Here is a 14,870-nt window from a genome sequence, read left to right as displayed (position 1 = left end):
TCCGCGCCGCGCCGGCGAAGGTTCGGCAAGAAGCATTACGCAATACCCCTTGCGAAACAGCTGTTGCGGATGACACTCTGTGGGCATGCCGAACCCCGACGTACGCCAGGTGACCGACTCGCGGGTGCTGGCCGCGCTCGCCCACCCGCTGCGCCGACGCCTGATGGACGTGCTCAAGGTGCACGGACCGTCGACCGTCGGCCTGCTCGCCGACCGCACCGGGCAGGCCCCGGCCAACGTCAGCCACCACCTCAAGGTGCTCGCCGCCGCCGACCTCGTCGCCGAGGCGCCGGAACTGGCCCGCGACCGGCGCGAGCGGTGGTGGCGCCTGGTCAGCCGGGGGGTGCGCTGGTCCAGCGCCGACTTCGACACCGACCCGGCGGCCCGGGCGGTGGCCGACGCCGCCACCTCGCTCAACCTCGACCGGCACGTCGCGCTCGCCCGCGCCTGGCACGCCGCCGACGAGGCCGCGCACGACGCCTGGGGCGACGGGCCGTTCTCCACCGACCGCTGGCTGCATCTCACCCCGGAGGAGTTGGCCGAGCTGGGCCGCGAGCTGAACGCCCTGCTCGCCCGCTGGGCCGAGCGGACGGTGCCCGACGACGGGCCCCGTCGCGAGCCGGTCTTCCTGTTCGCCTACGGCATCCCGGCCACGCCGTGAGCACGCCGGCACCGGCCCGACCCGCCAGCCCGGACGAGCGGGTGCGGGCCGGCGACGCCCGCGACCGGCGCCCGGCGGCCGGACCGGGGCTGCGGGGCCACCGGGACTTCCGGCTGCTCTGGGCCGCGCAGACGGTCAGCAGCGTCGGCAGCAACGTCACCGCGGTGGCGTTGCCCCTGGTCGCGGTGACCGTGCTCGACGCGAGCACCTTCGCGGTGGCGGTGCTCACCGCGGCGGCCTGGCTGCCCTGGCTGCTGATCGGCCTGCCGGTCGGGGCCTGGGTGGACCGGCTGCCCCGCCGGCCGGTGATGATCGCCTGCGACCTGGTGTCGGCCGCGCTGTTCCTCAGCGTGCCGCTCGCCGCGCTGCTGGACGTGCTCACCGTCGGGCAGCTGCTGGTGGTGGCCCTGGGTGGCGGCGTGTCCCGGGTCTTCTTCGAGACCGCCGACCAGGTCTACCTGCCGGTCCTGCTGCGCCCGGAACAGGTGCCGGCGGGCAACGCCCGGATCCAGGCCACGCAGACCGCCAGCTACGTGCTCGGTCCGGGGATCGCGGGCCTGGTGGCGCAACTCGCCGGCGCGGTCACCGCGCTGCTGCTCGACGCGCTGAGCTTCCTGGTCTCCGCGGCCTGCCTGCTGCGCATCCGGCAGGTCGAGCCGCGGCCGGAGCGCACCGGCCACACCTCGTCGCTGCGGCGGCAGATCGCCGCCGGGATCCGGTTCGTCGCCGCGGATCCGTACCTGCGGGTGCTGACGCTGTTCGGCGCGGCGAGCAACATCGGGCTGGTCGGCTACCAGGCCGTCCTGGTGGTGTACCTGGTCCGCGAGGCGCGGGTCGAGCCGGGCCCGGTCGGCGTACTGGTCGCGGTGATGAGCCTCGGCGGCATCGTCGGCGCGGTGCTGGCCACCCGGCTCGGGCGCCGCCTCGGCACGGCCCGGGCGATCCTGCTGGCGGCGGCGTTCACCGGGCCGCCCGCGCTGCTGATCCCGCTGGCCGGCCCGGGCGCCGGGCTGGTCTGGCCGGCGCTCGGCGGGGTGCTGGTCAGCCTCGGGGTGGCGGTCGGGAACGTGCTCAAGAGCAGCTTCCGCCAGACCTACCCGCCGCACCACCTGCTCGGCCGGGTGACGGTCAGCATGCAGCTGCTCAACTACGGGACGATCCCGTTGGCCGCGGTGGCGGCCGGCGCGCTCGGCAGCGTCCTCGGCACCGGCACCGCGATCGGCGTGATGACCGGCTGGCTGGCGCTCACCCCGCTGATCCTGCTGCTCGGGCCGCTACGGCGACGGCGGGACCTGCCCGCCGCGCCGGCGGAGCCGTGAGGCGTACTGCGGCGGCGGCCGTCACCGGCCGCCGCCACCGACACGGGTCTACATCGGGCGGACGTTGTCCGCCTGCGGACCCTTCTGCCCCTGGGTCACCTCGAACTCGACCTTCTGGCCCTCGTTCAGCTCCCGGTAGCCGCTCGTCGCGATGGCCGAGTAGTGGACGAACACGTCCGGACCCCCGCCGTCCTGCTCGATGAAGCCGAAGCCCTTTTCCGAGTTGAACCACTTAACCGTGCCGGTTGCCATGCATCTCTCCTGTTCGAAGCGGCTGACCGCCGGCCGTCGGCCGATGATCGCCCTGTACCTCCTCGACAGTAACGGGCCAAACCCTGATCTGCTGGGCGAAGTGCCGTAGGCGGTGCGGCGAACTCCGCGTCGGCATCGCGAAAGCCGCGCGGTGGCGGTCCCGCTGCGGCATGCTTGCGCCGGTGAGCGAAGCCGCGGACGCCGCCCTCACCGACCTGGAGCGGGAAATCCTCGCCCCCGGCGGTGGGCTGGACCGGCTCCGGCTGGTGCGCACCCCGTTCGTCCCCGAGGTGCGGTTGCACCTGGCCGAGGACGCGATCGTCTGGTGGGCCCGGATGGAGGCGCACGCCGGGCGCAGCCTGCCGCCGCCGTACTGGGCGTCGGCCTGGGCCGGTGGGCAGGCCCTCGCCCGGTACCTGCTCGACCATCCGGAACTGGCCGCCGGCCGCCGGGTGCTCGATCTGGCCGCGGGCTCCGGTCTGGTGGCGATCGCCGCCGCGCTCGCCGGCGCCCGCCAGGTGGTCGCCAACGACATCGACCCGTACGCGGTCGCGGCCGTCACCGTCAACGCCCGGGCCAACCGGGTCACCGTCGCGGCCACCGGCGGCGACCTGCTCGACTCCGACGGCGCCGGGGTGGACCTGCTGGTGGCCGGGGACGTCTTCTACAGCGCGCCGATGGCCGCCAGGGTGCTGGCCTTCCTGCGCCGGGTCGCCGCCACCGGCGCCGACGTGCTGGTCGGCGACCCCGGGCGGGGTCACCTGCCGCCGGACCGGCTGACCGTGGTGGCCGACTATCCGGTGCCGACCACCGAGCCCAGCGTCGACTCGCCGGTGCGCCGGGTGCAGGTGCTGCGCCCGCGCTGACACCGGGCCGCCCTCAGGGTCCACCCCGAGCCGGGATTCAGGGTGGGCTGGGGAGCAAAACCCGATGTCCAGGGTGGTGCGGCGGTCATAGCGTACGGGGCATGGCGGATTGGCTGGCGCAGGTCGGAGAGCTTCCCACCACCCTGCTCATGGGGGTGCTCGGGGTGGTCATGCTCTTCGACGCCGTACCGCTGCTGGGGGTGCTGGTTCCGGGCGACGTGGCGATCCTCGCCGCGGTCGGGGTGGGACGGCCGGCCACCGGGCTGGCCACCTTCGCCGCCGTGGTGGCCGGTTGCCTGGCCGGGTGGTCGCTGAGCTTCCTGGCTGGCCGCCGGTGGGGGGACCGGCTGCGGCACAGCCGGGTGGGCGGCTGGATCGGCGAGTCGCGCTGGGCGGCGGCGGAGGGGATCCTGCGGCGCGGGGGCGGCCGGATGGTGCTGGTCGCCCCCTTCCTGCCGGTGTTCAACGCGCTGCTGCCGCTGGCCGCGGGCGGGCTGCGGATGTCGTACCGGCGGTTCCTCGGCTGCGCGACGCTCGGCGCCACCGCCTGGGCCGGCCTCTACCTGGTGCTCGGTACCGCGTCCCGGTCGCTGGCCGGGCTGCTGCCCGGCCCGGCCAGCCCGATGCTGGTCACCATGGCGGTCGGCCTGCTGCTCGCCACGCTGGTGTTGCTGGGTACGCGGCGGCGGCTGCGGTCGCTGGCCGGGACCGGGGTTGCGGTTGGGGGAGGGGGCCTGCCGTGCCCGGCTCCGGGCGGTCAGGCTTGATCCCTGCGCCGGGCACGGCGGGCCCCCTCCCCGTCGTGGACCGGGTTCGTCCGTGCGGGCGCCGCCGCCGTCGGTTGGGTGATCTCTGAGGTGGTGCCCCGGGTTGGGTGGGGCTGGGTTACCAGCCGCGGGTGCGCCACTGGGGGAGGGCGGGGCGTTCGGCGCCGAGGGTGCTGTCCTTGCCGTGGCCGGGATAGAACCAGGTCTCGTCGGGCAGTTGGTCGAAGAGCTTCCGCTCGACGTCGTCGATCAGGGCGCCGAACCGCTGCGGGTCCTTGTCGGTGTTGCCCACCCCGCCGGGAAATAGCGGGGGCGCTCAGAGGGACATACGATGCGGATGTGATTGAGGACTTCCTATACGCCCGCATCTCCGAAGACGAACTCGGTCTGGAGAAGGGCGTCACCCGGCAGCTGCGGGAGTGCAGGGAGGCGTCGGACAAGGACGGCGCCCAGATCGCGGGCGAGTTCTCCGACAACGACGTGAGTGCCCTCAAGGCGGCACCCCGCGAGGGCTACGACCAGCTGCTGGCTGCGGTGTCCGCCCCGAACCCCCTCGGGATGCAGCCGCGCATCCGATGCGTTCACACATCCCGGCTGTGGCGTAACCGGGCCGAACGCGCCGCCGGCATCGACCTCGGCGGCCGGCTCGGGCTCATCATCAAGCCGATCAACGGGCCGGAGCTGGACCTGCGCACCGCGCAGGGCCGGATGATGGCCGGCATCGCCGGCGAGGTCGACACCGGCGAGAGCGAAACCAAGGCCGAGCGGGTCGTGTCCGCAGCCCGGGAACGCGCCGAGGAAGGCCGCGCCAACGCGGCCGTGCTGTACGGCTGGCAGCGGGTGTACGAGTACGACAGCCGCGGCAAGGTCGTCGGGTTCCGCGATGAGGAGCACATCGAGCAGGCGAACGTGGTGCGGGAGATCGTGGACCGGCTGCTCGCTGGGGACACGTTGAAGGGCGTGACCGACGACCTCAACGCCCGCGGTATTCCGGCGCCCCGTGCCGGGGACCGGCGCAAGCACCGCGCGAAGGGCCAGGACGAGAACGGCACCCTGTGGGGCAAGACGTCGGTGAAGAAGGTCGCGATCCGGCCGGCGAACATCGGCCTGCGGATCTACCACCGCGGCCGTCCCGACGAGCAGCTGCTGCCAGCGGCGTGGCCGCGGATCGTGGACCCGGACAAGCACGACCGCGTGGTGGCGCTGCTGACGGACCCGTCGCGCACCGTGGAGCGGCCGGCGTCGAGGCAGCACCTGCTGACATGGGGCATCGGGGAGTGCGGGACGTGCGGGGCGCACCTGCGGGTGGCGTTGAAGGGCAACACGAAATGGGGCAAGAAGTCCCGGCTGTACATGTGCGAGGCGCGAGGCTGCGTCGGCCGCAACGAGGAAACAGTGGACCGGTTCGTGGACGCCCACATGGTGGCGTTGCTGTCCCGGCCGGATGTGATCGGCCTGCTGTCCGGGTCGGCGGGGAAGCAGGCGGAGTACCTGGGCAAGGCGGAAGCGCTGCGGGCCCGGCTGGCGGCGGCGGCTGTGGCGTTCGCTGAGGGCGACATGACGAAGGAACAGGTTCGGATCATCAACGCGAAGTTGAAGCCGCAGATCGAGGCGGCGGAGGCGGAAGCGAAACGGCACCAGGTGTCGCCGCACCTGTCGTTGGTGGTGCAGTCGGTGGGGGAGCAGGCGAAGGCGCGGTGGGAGTCGTACTCGATCCCGCAGAAGCGGGCAATCATGGAGGCGTTCGGGGTGCGGGTGGTGATCGACAAGCAGCGTCGGGGGCCGGGGTTCGATCCGACGTCGGTGCGGTTCTTGCCCCGGCCCCGCGACGGGGAGTCAGCCGCTGCTGCGGTGGCTGCCCCGTGACCGGTCGAACGGGATGAGTTCGCCGCTGGCCTGCGCGTCGGGCCCGGGCTCCGGATGGGGTTCGGTGCCGTTGCCGGCCATCCACCGTTCCCAGCGCTTCCGACGGTCGGCCTGCTCGCGGTCACGGATGCCGGCGAGCACCTGGTCCCGGATCTGACGGACCTGATGCTGGAAGCGGTACTCGGTGATGCGGTCGCCATCCGCGGCGAGTTGACGCTGGCTGCGCACGCTCGCCCACAGGACCGTGGCGGCGGACGCGGCGATGCCCAGCACAATCGCGAAGGCGAGCCACGCGAGGTAGGCGCGGTTGACGACGGTCAGAGGATCAGCTTGGGCGTCGCGGAGGATGCTGCCCCACGTGGCGAAGGCGGCGGCGCCGAGCGTGCCGGCGATGGGCCCGTACGGGTGGCCGCTGGCCTTCTGCCGCCGGGCTAGGAGCCGGAGGATCTCGGCGTGTTCGCTATTGACGCGGGTGATCTCCTGGCTATCGGCGTCGATCTGGTTGTACATGGGGGTGGCTCCGAATCCGTTGTACTGGGGAGGGGGATCGGAGACGGCGCTTTCGCGGTGCGCGTCTCCCCGCCGCAGGGCCGTCCGGTGGCGTGCGGCGGTCGCACCCACACACCATTGTTGATCGGTGGCGGGCGCCGGGGAAGGCGCACTGTCAGCCGGACGGCGGCGTCGGCGGCGGGGTTCGGCTGGAGAGGTGGTGGATGTACCGGGTGGTGGCCTGCTGCCACAGGTCTACGACGGCCGACCAGCGGGTCGTGTGATCGCCCGCTGTCTGGGTGTGCACGGTCGCGGTCTCGTCCGGGTGCTGGCCGCAGCGCCCAGGCCACGGTGTCGGTGTGGCGGGTGCGGCGGCGATACTTGCCGGGCTGGACGTCCGGGCCGGCGTGACCGCCCCGGTGGTCCTGTCCGGGGCGGTCGTGGGGTGCTGCCAGGGCAGGAGGTGAGCGGGTGCGCCCGAGCTGACGGAGACCGGCGTGGGGGAACTGGTCGCCGTCAGCTCGGGCGCGGTCTGTGGGCCGCCGCCAGCGGGCCGCTTCAGGGGAATCCGGAGCGGCGCATCGATGGCGGCGAGGCGGGGCAGCTGGGCGGCGACGTCCAGCGCCGGTTCGGTGAGGTCGGTGGCGCGGTCGACGGCGTGGTCGAGCACCGGCAGCGGCGGGGTCACGTGGTCCGCTCGGGCGGTGGTCCGCTTCGTGGCGTGGCTGGTCGTGGCAGCGGCCCCGTCGATGGCATGGCTGGTGTCGTCAGCGAGGTCCCCGGCGAGCCGCGGGGTGTGTGTCTGCCCGAGCGGGTTGGCGCTACGGAGGACGGCGATCGTGTCTGTGGCAGGCTCCCCGTCGGCGGCGCTGGCGTCGTCGGTGAGGGCGAGGGAGACGCCGAAGCCGAGGCCTATGCCGAGCCCGGTCAGCAGCAGGAGGCGTTGAGCGTGGTGCCTGCGGCCGTGCTGCCGGGTGCGCATCGGTTCCTCCCCAAGAAACCTTGCAGTGGTGCTGAGGGCTGACGCCGGTATTATCCGGGTTGCTGCTGTTGATCCCCTATCATCATTGATGGGGTGGAACCGCCGGCTGGCCCTTGTTAGGGGCTCTTCTGACCATGGGGCCAGTACCTTGAGTAGTTGATCCTGACTGGTGAGTAGCCGATCATGCCTGAACCGGCTCAGCATGCAACTTCTACCTGTACCGACAGGCAGATGGCGAAAACTCTCCGCCGCCCTCTGCCCGGGCAACTTAAGCAGCCGTTAAGTTGAGCTGCTGTCCCCGGTTGCGCCGCTCCAGTACCAGCGGTCGCCCGGCAGCAGCTCCGGCTCCGCTTGGCCGTCGCGCCACACCACCCACACGGGGATGCCCTCTTCAATGGGGCCGTCCATGAGGTCCCGCTCCGGCGCGGTCGGCATGCGCGTCTCCAGCCGGGTCACCCCGGTCGGGTCGATCGGCTGCTTGTCGTAGACGCGCCGCACCCTTGAAGTGTGACCCCCGCGTGTGACTACCAGGCCTTCGTTGCGGAGGATCGCGATTGCGGTGCGAACCAGGTTGCGGGACACCCCGTAGGTTTCTTGCAGCCAGCGGTCGGAGTGGAAGCGGGCGCCGGGGGCGAGTTCACCGGAGAGGATCTGGTCGCGGAGCAGCGCGGCGAGCTCTGATGAGCTGACCTCCGGTGGCTCCCGCCTGATCACCGGGCGATTGTGGGCCAGCCACGGCGGGTAGCAGCGTCCGACCATGTTGGTACAGGTTGAGTCGCCAGGAAAGGCCGTGACCAGCTTCGCCCGGCGAGTCGGGTAGGTGAAGAGACTTCGAAGGGCACCAGACTTGCACACATGAAATCGCCAGCAGAGCTCCGCCTGAACGCCCGCGGCCTATTCCTCGACGACCAGACAGGCCTCGGCCGCGATGACGAACCAGACGTGAATGGCGTCCTGGTCATGCGCCCTAGCGACGTCGTGGCGGAGGTGAACGCCCTGATCCGGCCAGGCCTCGATGACGCATCTCGCGCCATGTTCGCCGAATGGGTTGAGCAGCGCATCGACCGGTTCTTCGAACACGGGCCAGAGCCAGACGGATGGCAACGGCGAGTCAGCGACGGCGGCTGGCAGCTGTGGGCCCGACGCGTGCAGATGCCCTCCATGGACTGATGGCCGCCGGGGTACGTGAAAGCCCGCCGACCTTGGTGGCCGGCGGGCTTTCGTGTTTCCAGCGCAGTCGCGGCGCTACGCGATGAACGCCGGTCGACTCCCGATCGCCGCATCGATCTGCTCTGCGATGACCAGCATGTCGGCAGCGCGAACCGGATCGCCGCTCCCGATCGCGTCGGCCGACATGAGGTCAACGAGGGCCCGCACAACCGGGTCGTTGGGGACGGCTTGCTTGATGTCGTCCAGCGCCGCGGCGACGACGGGAACGGCGAAGCCTTGCACTTGCTGCTCTGGGTCGCTGGCGACCAGCGCCGTCAATGACTTAATCAGGGCGTCGATTCGCCGTTTTGCGGTGTACGGGTAGTCCGACATGGGCGCTCGTCTCCACATGCTCACGGTGCTTAGGCGGCCACGAACTCGACGGAGCCGCGCGTGATCTTCACGTCGAACTCCATGCCAGTGCCCTTGGACAGCTTGGCGAGGGTGGCGATGGACGGTGGCTGGTCGCCGGACTCCAGTCGCGCGATGACGGACTGGGTCATGCCGACCATGCGTGCGAGGGCGGTCTGGGTCAGGTCGTGTTCAGTGCGGTACTGGACGATGCGCAGGGCGACGTCGCGGGCAAAAGCTGTCCGGTCCCACTCTGCGCGGAACGCCGGGTCCTGGCGGCGTTCGTCGATTACCTGCTGCGCGGTCTTCAGATCGGAAAGCTTCATCACTAGTCCCTTAGGTCGTTGATCCTCTGCTCTGCGGCGGTTACTGCCCGGCTGAATTTTCGCTGGTTGACGTTGGCTTCGGGCCCGATCGCGCCGATGACGAAGGCGCTGTCTACTTGTCGGTAGAACGCCCGCCAGCGGCATCGGCCACTCCGGGGGCGCAGTTCTCGCAGGTTCTTCGCGATCTTGACGGCGCTTGAGTGTGGGTGCCCGAGGTTCGGCCCTTGGCTTTGCAGCTTCTCGACGGCGTGCCCGATTGCTACCTGTTCGGTTGTGGGTAGTGCCCGAAGTTCGCTGTCGGCTTCGGGGTGGTAGAGGACGGTCCACGACACCTACCGACTATAGCAAAACTGCGATAGGTTGCCTAGCGTCCGCCGCACCCCGCCGCACCCCGCCGGTGCTCAGCGTGTTCCTAGGCGATCCGCTGCCAGACACACCGCAGCGATCATCAACATGTCCGTTGAATAGCCCCGATAGCCCGGCCGCAGCGGCTGCCGCCCCGGGTCACTCAGTGAATCCAAGTAGCCGTTGGCGTACGCGGTGAGCGTCTCAGCCAGCCCGAGCCGAGGGCCGTCGTCCGCTCCCTTGACATGGTCCACCACGCGGTCCGCTAAGTCGTCGAGGATCGCGGCGAGGTTTGGATCCTGCTCGGCGTCGTCGAGGATCGTCTGCGCGTACTCGGCTCTCAGCTCTGTGAGGGTCCATAGCCGGCGCCCTCCTCGCCGTTGCGCCAAAGTCCGACTGATTTGCCGCCACAGCACCCGCGACGGCCGGCCAGCGCGGGTGGCCAGGTGCAGCTCCCACGGCACTACCGAAGCGACCCCGAGGATCAGTGCGGTGACCAGATCCCACCAAGAACGAGTGCCGACAGCGACCGCCGCGAGCGCTGTGGCTGTGGCGTTCTGCGCGAGTAGCAGAGCGGTGACCGCTCGGCTGCCAGACAAACGGGGCGCTGCGACGGTGGCGTAGCCGGCGGCGAAGAACAGCAGCAGAGACGAGAGCAGGAGGAGGCTCGCGATGCGGGGCATGGTGAGGGAACGTACCGATGTCTCGCGCCGCCCGCACCCCGGGTTTTAGGTACCGCCGCCCGGTGACTGGCGGAGCGGGTCGCCCAACCCTAGAGCTCGGGTCAGCGGCCCGAACAACCGATCCATCACGGGCGCCAGGTCCTCGGCCAGCTCCGCCGGTGTCGCCCCTGTCGTCCGCCGGTAACACACCTCAGGGTAGGGAACCCGATTATCCCAGACCGTCGACCTGTTTGCCCGTTGCGGTTTAGCGTCCTTCAACCCGTCGAGCCGCACGCCAACGTTCACCGGGGCCCGCAGACCGGCTTGCTGAGCTACCTCGGAGAACACCGCCAACGCCATAGCAGTGAACGTGAAGACCTTGAAGTGGTCCAGGAACTTCCCGTAATCCGGATAGCCCTGGTTCTCGCCCACGTTGTCGCTCGACACGAGCGCCACCGCGCCGGACTCCGACACTTCCAGGAGCAGGGAAGGTTGCTTCCCGCCATATATGAGCGCGAAGCCGTCCGGAACAGGGGTGGCGGTCAGGCTCCCGAACGGAAGGTGGGCATCCCTCCACACGAGTTTTGCCAATGGGCTCTCGCCACTGAGCCCCCTTAGCCGAGCCTCGGCGGATTGGGTGACCGGGTCAAGCCACGGGAGCCCACGCGCCAGCTGGTCCCTGAGGATCTCGGGCTGCAAGACCGGCGCCGGCGTAATGGCCACCGTGAGGGTGGACGGACCGAGGTTCCGGTCCTGCCCCTTCTGCCACGCGCGCTCTAGTTCGCTGGCGGCTGCGTCTGCGGTCACCTCGCGGAGTCGGTAAAGCCGAAAGACCTCGGCGTCGGACAGCACATACACGGTGCGGTCGGCGCGGCCGAGGTACCGCCCGTCGACCTGATGAGGTGCGAACGGGCTTGGGGGAACGTCAATGATGAGCAACCCGGTTGCCTGGTCGACGGGGTTGGGTACGTCGGTCACCGTCATCCCCAGCGGAGGGTCGATCCGTGCGTTACAGACCTGACGGATCCGTTCCACCTGCCCGGCGAGCTCGACCGGGTTGAGGGCGATAGCCCGGCCCGTCGGCTTGTCCTCCTTCACACCGATGACCAGGGTTCCGCCATCAACGGCGAGGGCTGCGACGTCCTTGGCCAACTCCTTCTTGGCGCTCTCACCGTTGCCGTAGTTCTCGGCTTTGAGTTCGAACTGCTGGTGCTCGTGCACCTCACCCGAGGCGACATCCGCGGCGGCCTGCGCCCAGTCGTCCCAGTCCCAGGAACGTCGTGGTCTGCTCACAGCGGCCAATCGTGGCACATGAGTGCGACGTCGAGCCGAGTGCAGCTGGCGACTGACGTTCAGGGTCCCCACCCCGCGGCGCACCGTAGCCGGGCACAGGCGGCCCTCACGGTTCGCCGAAGTAGCCCTCCTCCTCGCCCAGCAGCAGCGGCACGTCGTACACCGACATGTCAGGCCGGGCCCGCGCGTACCGCACCCGGTGCCGCCACCGCTGGTGCTCGAACGCGGTGTCGACCTCTACCTCCACCACCACCGTCGGCTCCACCTGCACGTACCGCAGCGGCTCCGGCCGGTCCAACCGACCCGACCAGGACGCAGGTAGCGGCTCCGGCCACGGGTGCACCACGAGGGCACCACGGCGCTGCGCAGCCCGCAGCGGAGACAGCATCGCGCCGAGCTCCTCCCGCTGACCGGCAGCCAGCGGATGGCTGCGGCCCGTGTAGCGGAGCCGATCCCGCCGGTCAAACCGACCCAGAAGCAGCGTCTCCGGGCTACGGATGCTGCCCGTCACGCCACCGACGATCGCCTCAGTGGCGAAGCGGGTGCGGAACTTGGCCCAACCCCGGCGGCCAGGCTCATACCGCCCGTCCCGCCGCTTGATCACGACGCCTTCAATCCCCGCTGCGACGGTCCAATGCAGCAGCCACTCATCCACCTGCGGCATGTCACTGGTCTGCGGGGTAAGGGCCACCTGGGCCGGCGCCTCTGCGAGCAGGCGCGCCAGACGTGCCCGCCGCACCGCCAGCGGAACGTCCAGCATCACCCGCCCACCAACGTCGGCCAATAGGTCAAACACCACGTAGTGGGCCGGGCATTCATGCGCCAGGCGCAGGAGACCACGACCAGCCGTAACCCGACGCTGAAGTTGCGCGAAGTTGGTCCGTCCCCGCTCCCACACGACCAGTTCCCCGTCGAGCACCACCCCGGGTGGAATGCTCGCCCGGATCGCCCGGGTGATGTCCGGAAAGTAGGTAGTCAAGTTCCGCCCAGCCCGCGACTGGAGGTAGACCGTCGTAGCCTCCCGGAAGGCGATTGCCCTCCACCCGTCCCACTTCGGCTCGTACACCAAATCCGGTCTCTCGGGCACCTGGTCGACGGGCGCGGCGAGCATCGGCGCGATAGGCGGCCGCAGACGCGGATCAGATGCCCCGACCCGCCGCTGCCCGAGTCTCAACGCCTGCGCGGGCTGTGAACGCTCCTCATCGCCGCCCCCTCGCTCATCGTCGGCGAGGCGACGGCACGACGCGATGTAGATCGGATACAACGAATGCGATCGGCGCGGCAAAGGACGATGAAGCCTTCATCGTCCGCGCGACCACTACCGGGTGATCCTCATGTGTCGCACCTGCCGACCGGGGGCGATCAGCGTAGTCTCGCCGACCTGGATCCAGCCATCCCACAGCCCACCGCCGTGGTGCTCGCCTAAGCAGGAACATTCGCAGTCATCGCCTGTCGCCTCACGGCAGCGGGTGTCGCACTTCTGGGTGGTGGAGAACTCGATCGTGGCGTCGACCTGGCCGAACCGGTCGAGCAGGGCGTCGACGAGGACGGTGAAATGGTTGCGGGCGATGAGCCACCGGCGGTGCTGCTTGCTGTAGTCGGGGCGGATCCGCCAGCCGAGTTCCTCGTGCAGCCATGCCCGGTTGCGGGGGTCGTAGGGCAGGAGGAGCCGCAGCCGGTCGGGGTAGAGCGGGCGGTAGATGTGCGGGGCGGGGGATGCTGCCATGGCGGACCTCCGTCGGTCCTGTCAGGGGTCGGGTGACGATTGTGCCGCCCCGGGTGCCTGTCACGCAGACGACAGTGTGACTGACTGTCGTGAGACATCATGCGCCGATGCTTCCGATCATCGCCGCCGCCGAAGAGCCCAAGGTCACCGACTGGATGCAAGGCTGGAGCGGCATCGCGGGGGTGGTGATCGGCCTGCTCGCAGCGATCTTCACCGGACTACTGCTGCTGTACGAGATCAGGGCCGGGCGCCGGATCGCACGCGAGGCCGCACAGGACCGTGCCGAGGCGGCGCAGGATCGGGAGTTCGCGCGCGCGGAGCGGCGGGACGCCGAGGCGCAGCAGGCGAGGACCGTGGTCATCTCCGACGTCGGCCTCGCCCTCGGCGCCGACGGCACGCTCGGCCGGCTGACGCTGTTCGTCGCGAACTACGGGCACGGCCCCGTCCTCGACGTGGAAGTAGACCTCATCATCGAGCACGACAACGAGATCCACACCCGGCTCATGGCCCGAGGGGTGCTTGGACCGCAGGAGCAGCTGCCATTCGACGGGATCGTGCAGGCGCCCAACGGTGGCCGCATCCAGTTCCCGTTGGCTGCAGATGTCTTAGCCGAATCGGTGAGGATCGAGGTCACGTTCACGGACATGGCTGGAATCCGCTGGAGGCGGCGCGACAGCCAGCAGCCGGAGCGAATCGTGGACTGACGGCGGAGCCGGCAGGGTCGCACTGGTTGAGGTAAGCCGTTACCGTCGCACGCCATGGGAGCCCTTAAGCCGTGGCACGTCGCCGTAGCCACCATCTGCTGCATCCTGCCCCTCGCCCTGGCCGTCGCCGGCGGGGTGTGGGCGATCAGGAAGCGACGCCGCCCGGGCCGCTGAGATCGGCGTCAGGCTCTGCGGTGCGCTGCCTCGGCGGGGTGGGTACGTCGTCGTCCCAGTCGGCGCCACAGAGGTCGACCACCTCCCGCTCGTGAACGTCGCACAAGTCGAGCGGTTCACCGAGACGGCGAAGCTGGCCGTACAGGTAGCCGCCGTACGCGACCCGCCAGCGAACGTGGGGCGGCAGTGTGCAGTCAGGGCCGGCGCACACCCGAGGCCGGTACCGGTGGCCGATGACGATCCGCGGCGGGGGCCCGTCATGCTCTGGCCAGTCGATCGGCGGAGGCCACTCATCGGCGTCAGGCTCGATCAACGCCGGCCCATGTCGAAGGCGGCCTGTCGCTGCGCCGTCAGGCAGCTCACGACGGCGCACCCTCGACCAACGTCCGCTCCACGTCGGTGATGTGGTCAAGAGCAGACCGGCCCGTCTGCTTAGCAAGCTCCACAGCGAGCAGCGCCGCAACGAGGACGCCGACGCCGCGCTTGACGACCAGCATGTCGCTGACCTTGTCGGCGAGCTCCTGCATGCTGTCAGCCTGAATGGTGTCAACGCCATGGACCCGATTCCACAACGTCTCCGGCGAGGACTGGCCGGGCTGGCTGGCCTCGTCGAACGCGCCGATCAGGCGGGCGCGGAGGAGGCTGGTGAACTCGGTGACCTCGGCGGCGAGGTCAACATCAGGCAGGTCCGTCACGGTGGTAGCTCCTTGATCCTCTTCGGCGTCCAGATCGACCACAGCCCGCAGCCTGGGCATCGGTGCTGGTCGTGCTTGTCCGCCATCCTCATGGCCCAGCCATCCCAGTCGAGGTAGCCGGCCGGGTATGGGGTGTGCTGGTCGGCGTTCGGGCAGTCCGGGTTGGGAACTACCAGCCGTTCA

19 protein-coding genes and 1 pseudogene are annotated in these 14,870 nt (G+C 70.2%); 7 read left to right on the top strand and 13 right to left on the bottom strand.

Going from position 1 to position 14,870, the window contains the following annotated elements:
- Window positions 1-85: 85 nt before the first annotated feature.
- Entirely contained in the window at window positions 86-661 is a 576-nt protein-coding gene (locus ACVCAH_RS11680; protein WP_447136100.1) for an ArsR/SmtB family transcription factor, read from the top strand.
- Window positions 658-1,980 carry an MFS transporter gene (locus ACVCAH_RS11675; protein WP_447136099.1) on the top strand — a complete coding sequence of 441 codons (1,323 nt, stop codon included), beginning with the start codon at window positions 658-660 and terminating at the stop codon, window positions 1,978-1,980. Before ACVCAH_RS11680 ends, ACVCAH_RS11675 begins: the two co-directional genes overlap by 4 nt.
- Before the next feature lie 48 nt (window positions 1,981-2,028).
- Here the strand turns inward: ACVCAH_RS11675 and ACVCAH_RS11670 are convergent, their stop codons facing one another.
- Entirely contained in the window at window positions 2,029-2,232 is a 204-nt protein-coding gene (locus ACVCAH_RS11670; protein ID WP_007072071.1) for a cold-shock protein, read from the bottom strand.
- A 170-nt stretch (window positions 2,233-2,402) separates the two neighbouring features.
- Here ACVCAH_RS11670 and ACVCAH_RS11665 point away from each other — a divergent pair, with 170 nt between their 5' ends.
- Window positions 2,403-3,098: a class I SAM-dependent methyltransferase gene (locus tag ACVCAH_RS11665; RefSeq protein WP_447136098.1), complete on the top strand. Its 696-nt coding sequence runs from the start codon at window positions 2,403-2,405 to the stop codon at window positions 3,096-3,098.
- A gap of 101 nt (window positions 3,099-3,199) precedes the next feature.
- Entirely contained in the window at window positions 3,200-3,865 is a 666-nt protein-coding gene (locus ACVCAH_RS11660; protein ID WP_447136097.1) for a DedA family protein, read from the top strand.
- 118 nt (window positions 3,866-3,983) lie between these two features.
- Here the strand turns inward: ACVCAH_RS11660 and ACVCAH_RS11655 are convergent.
- Window positions 3,984-4,172 (bottom strand): annotated as a pseudogene (locus ACVCAH_RS11655) (MBL fold metallo-hydrolase); the annotation flags it as partial.
- 32 nt (window positions 4,173-4,204) lie between these two features.
- Between ACVCAH_RS11655 and ACVCAH_RS11650 the strand changes: the two are divergent.
- Window positions 4,205-5,731: a recombinase family protein gene (locus ACVCAH_RS11650; RefSeq protein ID WP_447136096.1), complete on the top strand. Its 1,527-nt coding sequence runs from the start codon at window positions 4,205-4,207 to the stop codon at window positions 5,729-5,731.
- Here the strand turns inward: ACVCAH_RS11650 and ACVCAH_RS11645 are convergent.
- From ACVCAH_RS11645 to ACVCAH_RS11635, 3 genes are all read right to left on the bottom strand, one after another.
- Entirely contained in the window at window positions 5,702-6,241 is a 540-nt protein-coding gene (locus ACVCAH_RS11645; protein ID WP_447136095.1) for a hypothetical protein, read from the bottom strand. The genes ACVCAH_RS11650 and ACVCAH_RS11645 overlap by 30 nt on opposite strands.
- A 154-nt stretch (window positions 6,242-6,395) precedes the next feature.
- Complete coding sequence (locus ACVCAH_RS11640; RefSeq protein WP_447136094.1) at window positions 6,396-7,202, bottom strand: hypothetical protein; 807 nt, start codon at window positions 7,200-7,202, stop codon at window positions 6,396-6,398.
- 279 nt (window positions 7,203-7,481) lie between these two features.
- Window positions 7,482-7,916, bottom strand: a complete 435-nt coding sequence (locus tag ACVCAH_RS11635) for a winged helix-turn-helix domain-containing protein (RefSeq protein ID WP_447136093.1) — start codon at window positions 7,914-7,916, stop codon at window positions 7,482-7,484.
- A 141-nt stretch (window positions 7,917-8,057) separates the two neighbouring features.
- On the opposite strand from ACVCAH_RS11635, the gene ACVCAH_RS11630 reads away from it, so the two are divergent.
- Entirely contained in the window at window positions 8,058-8,372 is a 315-nt protein-coding gene (locus ACVCAH_RS11630; RefSeq protein ID WP_447136092.1) for a hypothetical protein, read from the top strand.
- A 75-nt stretch (window positions 8,373-8,447) separates the two neighbouring features.
- Here the strand turns inward: ACVCAH_RS11630 and ACVCAH_RS11625 are convergent, their stop codons facing one another.
- The 7 genes from ACVCAH_RS11625 to ACVCAH_RS11595 form a co-directional block, all read right to left on the bottom strand.
- Window positions 8,448-8,744, bottom strand: coding sequence for a hypothetical protein (locus tag ACVCAH_RS11625; protein ID WP_447136091.1), 297 nt, complete (start codon window positions 8,742-8,744; stop codon window positions 8,448-8,450).
- Between the two features lie 29 nt (window positions 8,745-8,773).
- On the bottom strand, window positions 8,774-9,088 hold the full coding sequence (locus ACVCAH_RS11620; RefSeq protein ID WP_447136090.1) for a helix-turn-helix transcriptional regulator: 315 nt from the start codon (window positions 9,086-9,088) through the stop codon (window positions 8,774-8,776).
- Between the two features lie 2 nt (window positions 9,089-9,090).
- Window positions 9,091-9,420, bottom strand: coding sequence for a type II toxin-antitoxin system RelE/ParE family toxin (locus ACVCAH_RS11615; protein ID WP_447136089.1), 330 nt, complete (start codon window positions 9,418-9,420; stop codon window positions 9,091-9,093).
- A gap of 69 nt (window positions 9,421-9,489) precedes the next feature.
- Window positions 9,490-10,116 carry a DUF6401 family natural product biosynthesis protein gene (locus ACVCAH_RS11610; RefSeq protein WP_447136088.1) on the bottom strand — a complete coding sequence of 209 codons (627 nt, stop codon included), beginning with the start codon at window positions 10,114-10,116 and terminating at the stop codon, window positions 9,490-9,492.
- A 45-nt stretch (window positions 10,117-10,161) separates the two neighbouring features.
- The gene (locus ACVCAH_RS11605) at window positions 10,162-11,388 is read right to left on the bottom strand and encodes an AlbA family DNA-binding domain-containing protein (RefSeq protein ID WP_447136087.1); all 1,227 of its coding nucleotides are present in this window, start codon (window positions 11,386-11,388) and stop codon (window positions 10,162-10,164) included.
- Between the two features lie 106 nt (window positions 11,389-11,494).
- Window positions 11,495-12,652: an ATP-dependent DNA ligase gene (locus ACVCAH_RS11600; protein ID WP_447136086.1), complete on the bottom strand. Its 1,158-nt coding sequence runs from the start codon at window positions 12,650-12,652 to the stop codon at window positions 11,495-11,497.
- A 54-nt stretch (window positions 12,653-12,706) separates the two neighbouring features.
- A complete protein-coding gene (locus ACVCAH_RS11595) occupies window positions 12,707-13,114 on the bottom strand; it encodes a hypothetical protein (RefSeq protein ID WP_447136085.1) in 408 nt (135 codons plus the stop codon).
- Between the two features lie 107 nt (window positions 13,115-13,221).
- Between ACVCAH_RS11595 and ACVCAH_RS11590 the strand changes: the two genes are divergently transcribed.
- Window positions 13,222-13,818: a hypothetical protein gene (locus tag ACVCAH_RS11590; protein WP_447136084.1), complete on the top strand. Its 597-nt coding sequence runs from the start codon at window positions 13,222-13,224 to the stop codon at window positions 13,816-13,818.
- Window positions 13,819-14,351: 533 nt separating this feature from the next.
- Here the strand turns inward: ACVCAH_RS11590 and ACVCAH_RS11585 are convergent.
- Window positions 14,352-14,729 carry a hypothetical protein gene (locus ACVCAH_RS11585; RefSeq protein ID WP_447136083.1) on the bottom strand — a complete coding sequence of 126 codons (378 nt, stop codon included), beginning with the start codon at window positions 14,727-14,729 and terminating at the stop codon, window positions 14,352-14,354.
- Between the last annotated feature and the right edge of the window lie 141 nt (window positions 14,730-14,870).

This window comes from Micromonospora sp. LZ34 (assembly GCF_052981855.1).
The sequence above is the reverse complement of the archived record's forward strand: the minus strand, read 5'-3'. Positions and strand labels throughout refer to the sequence as shown.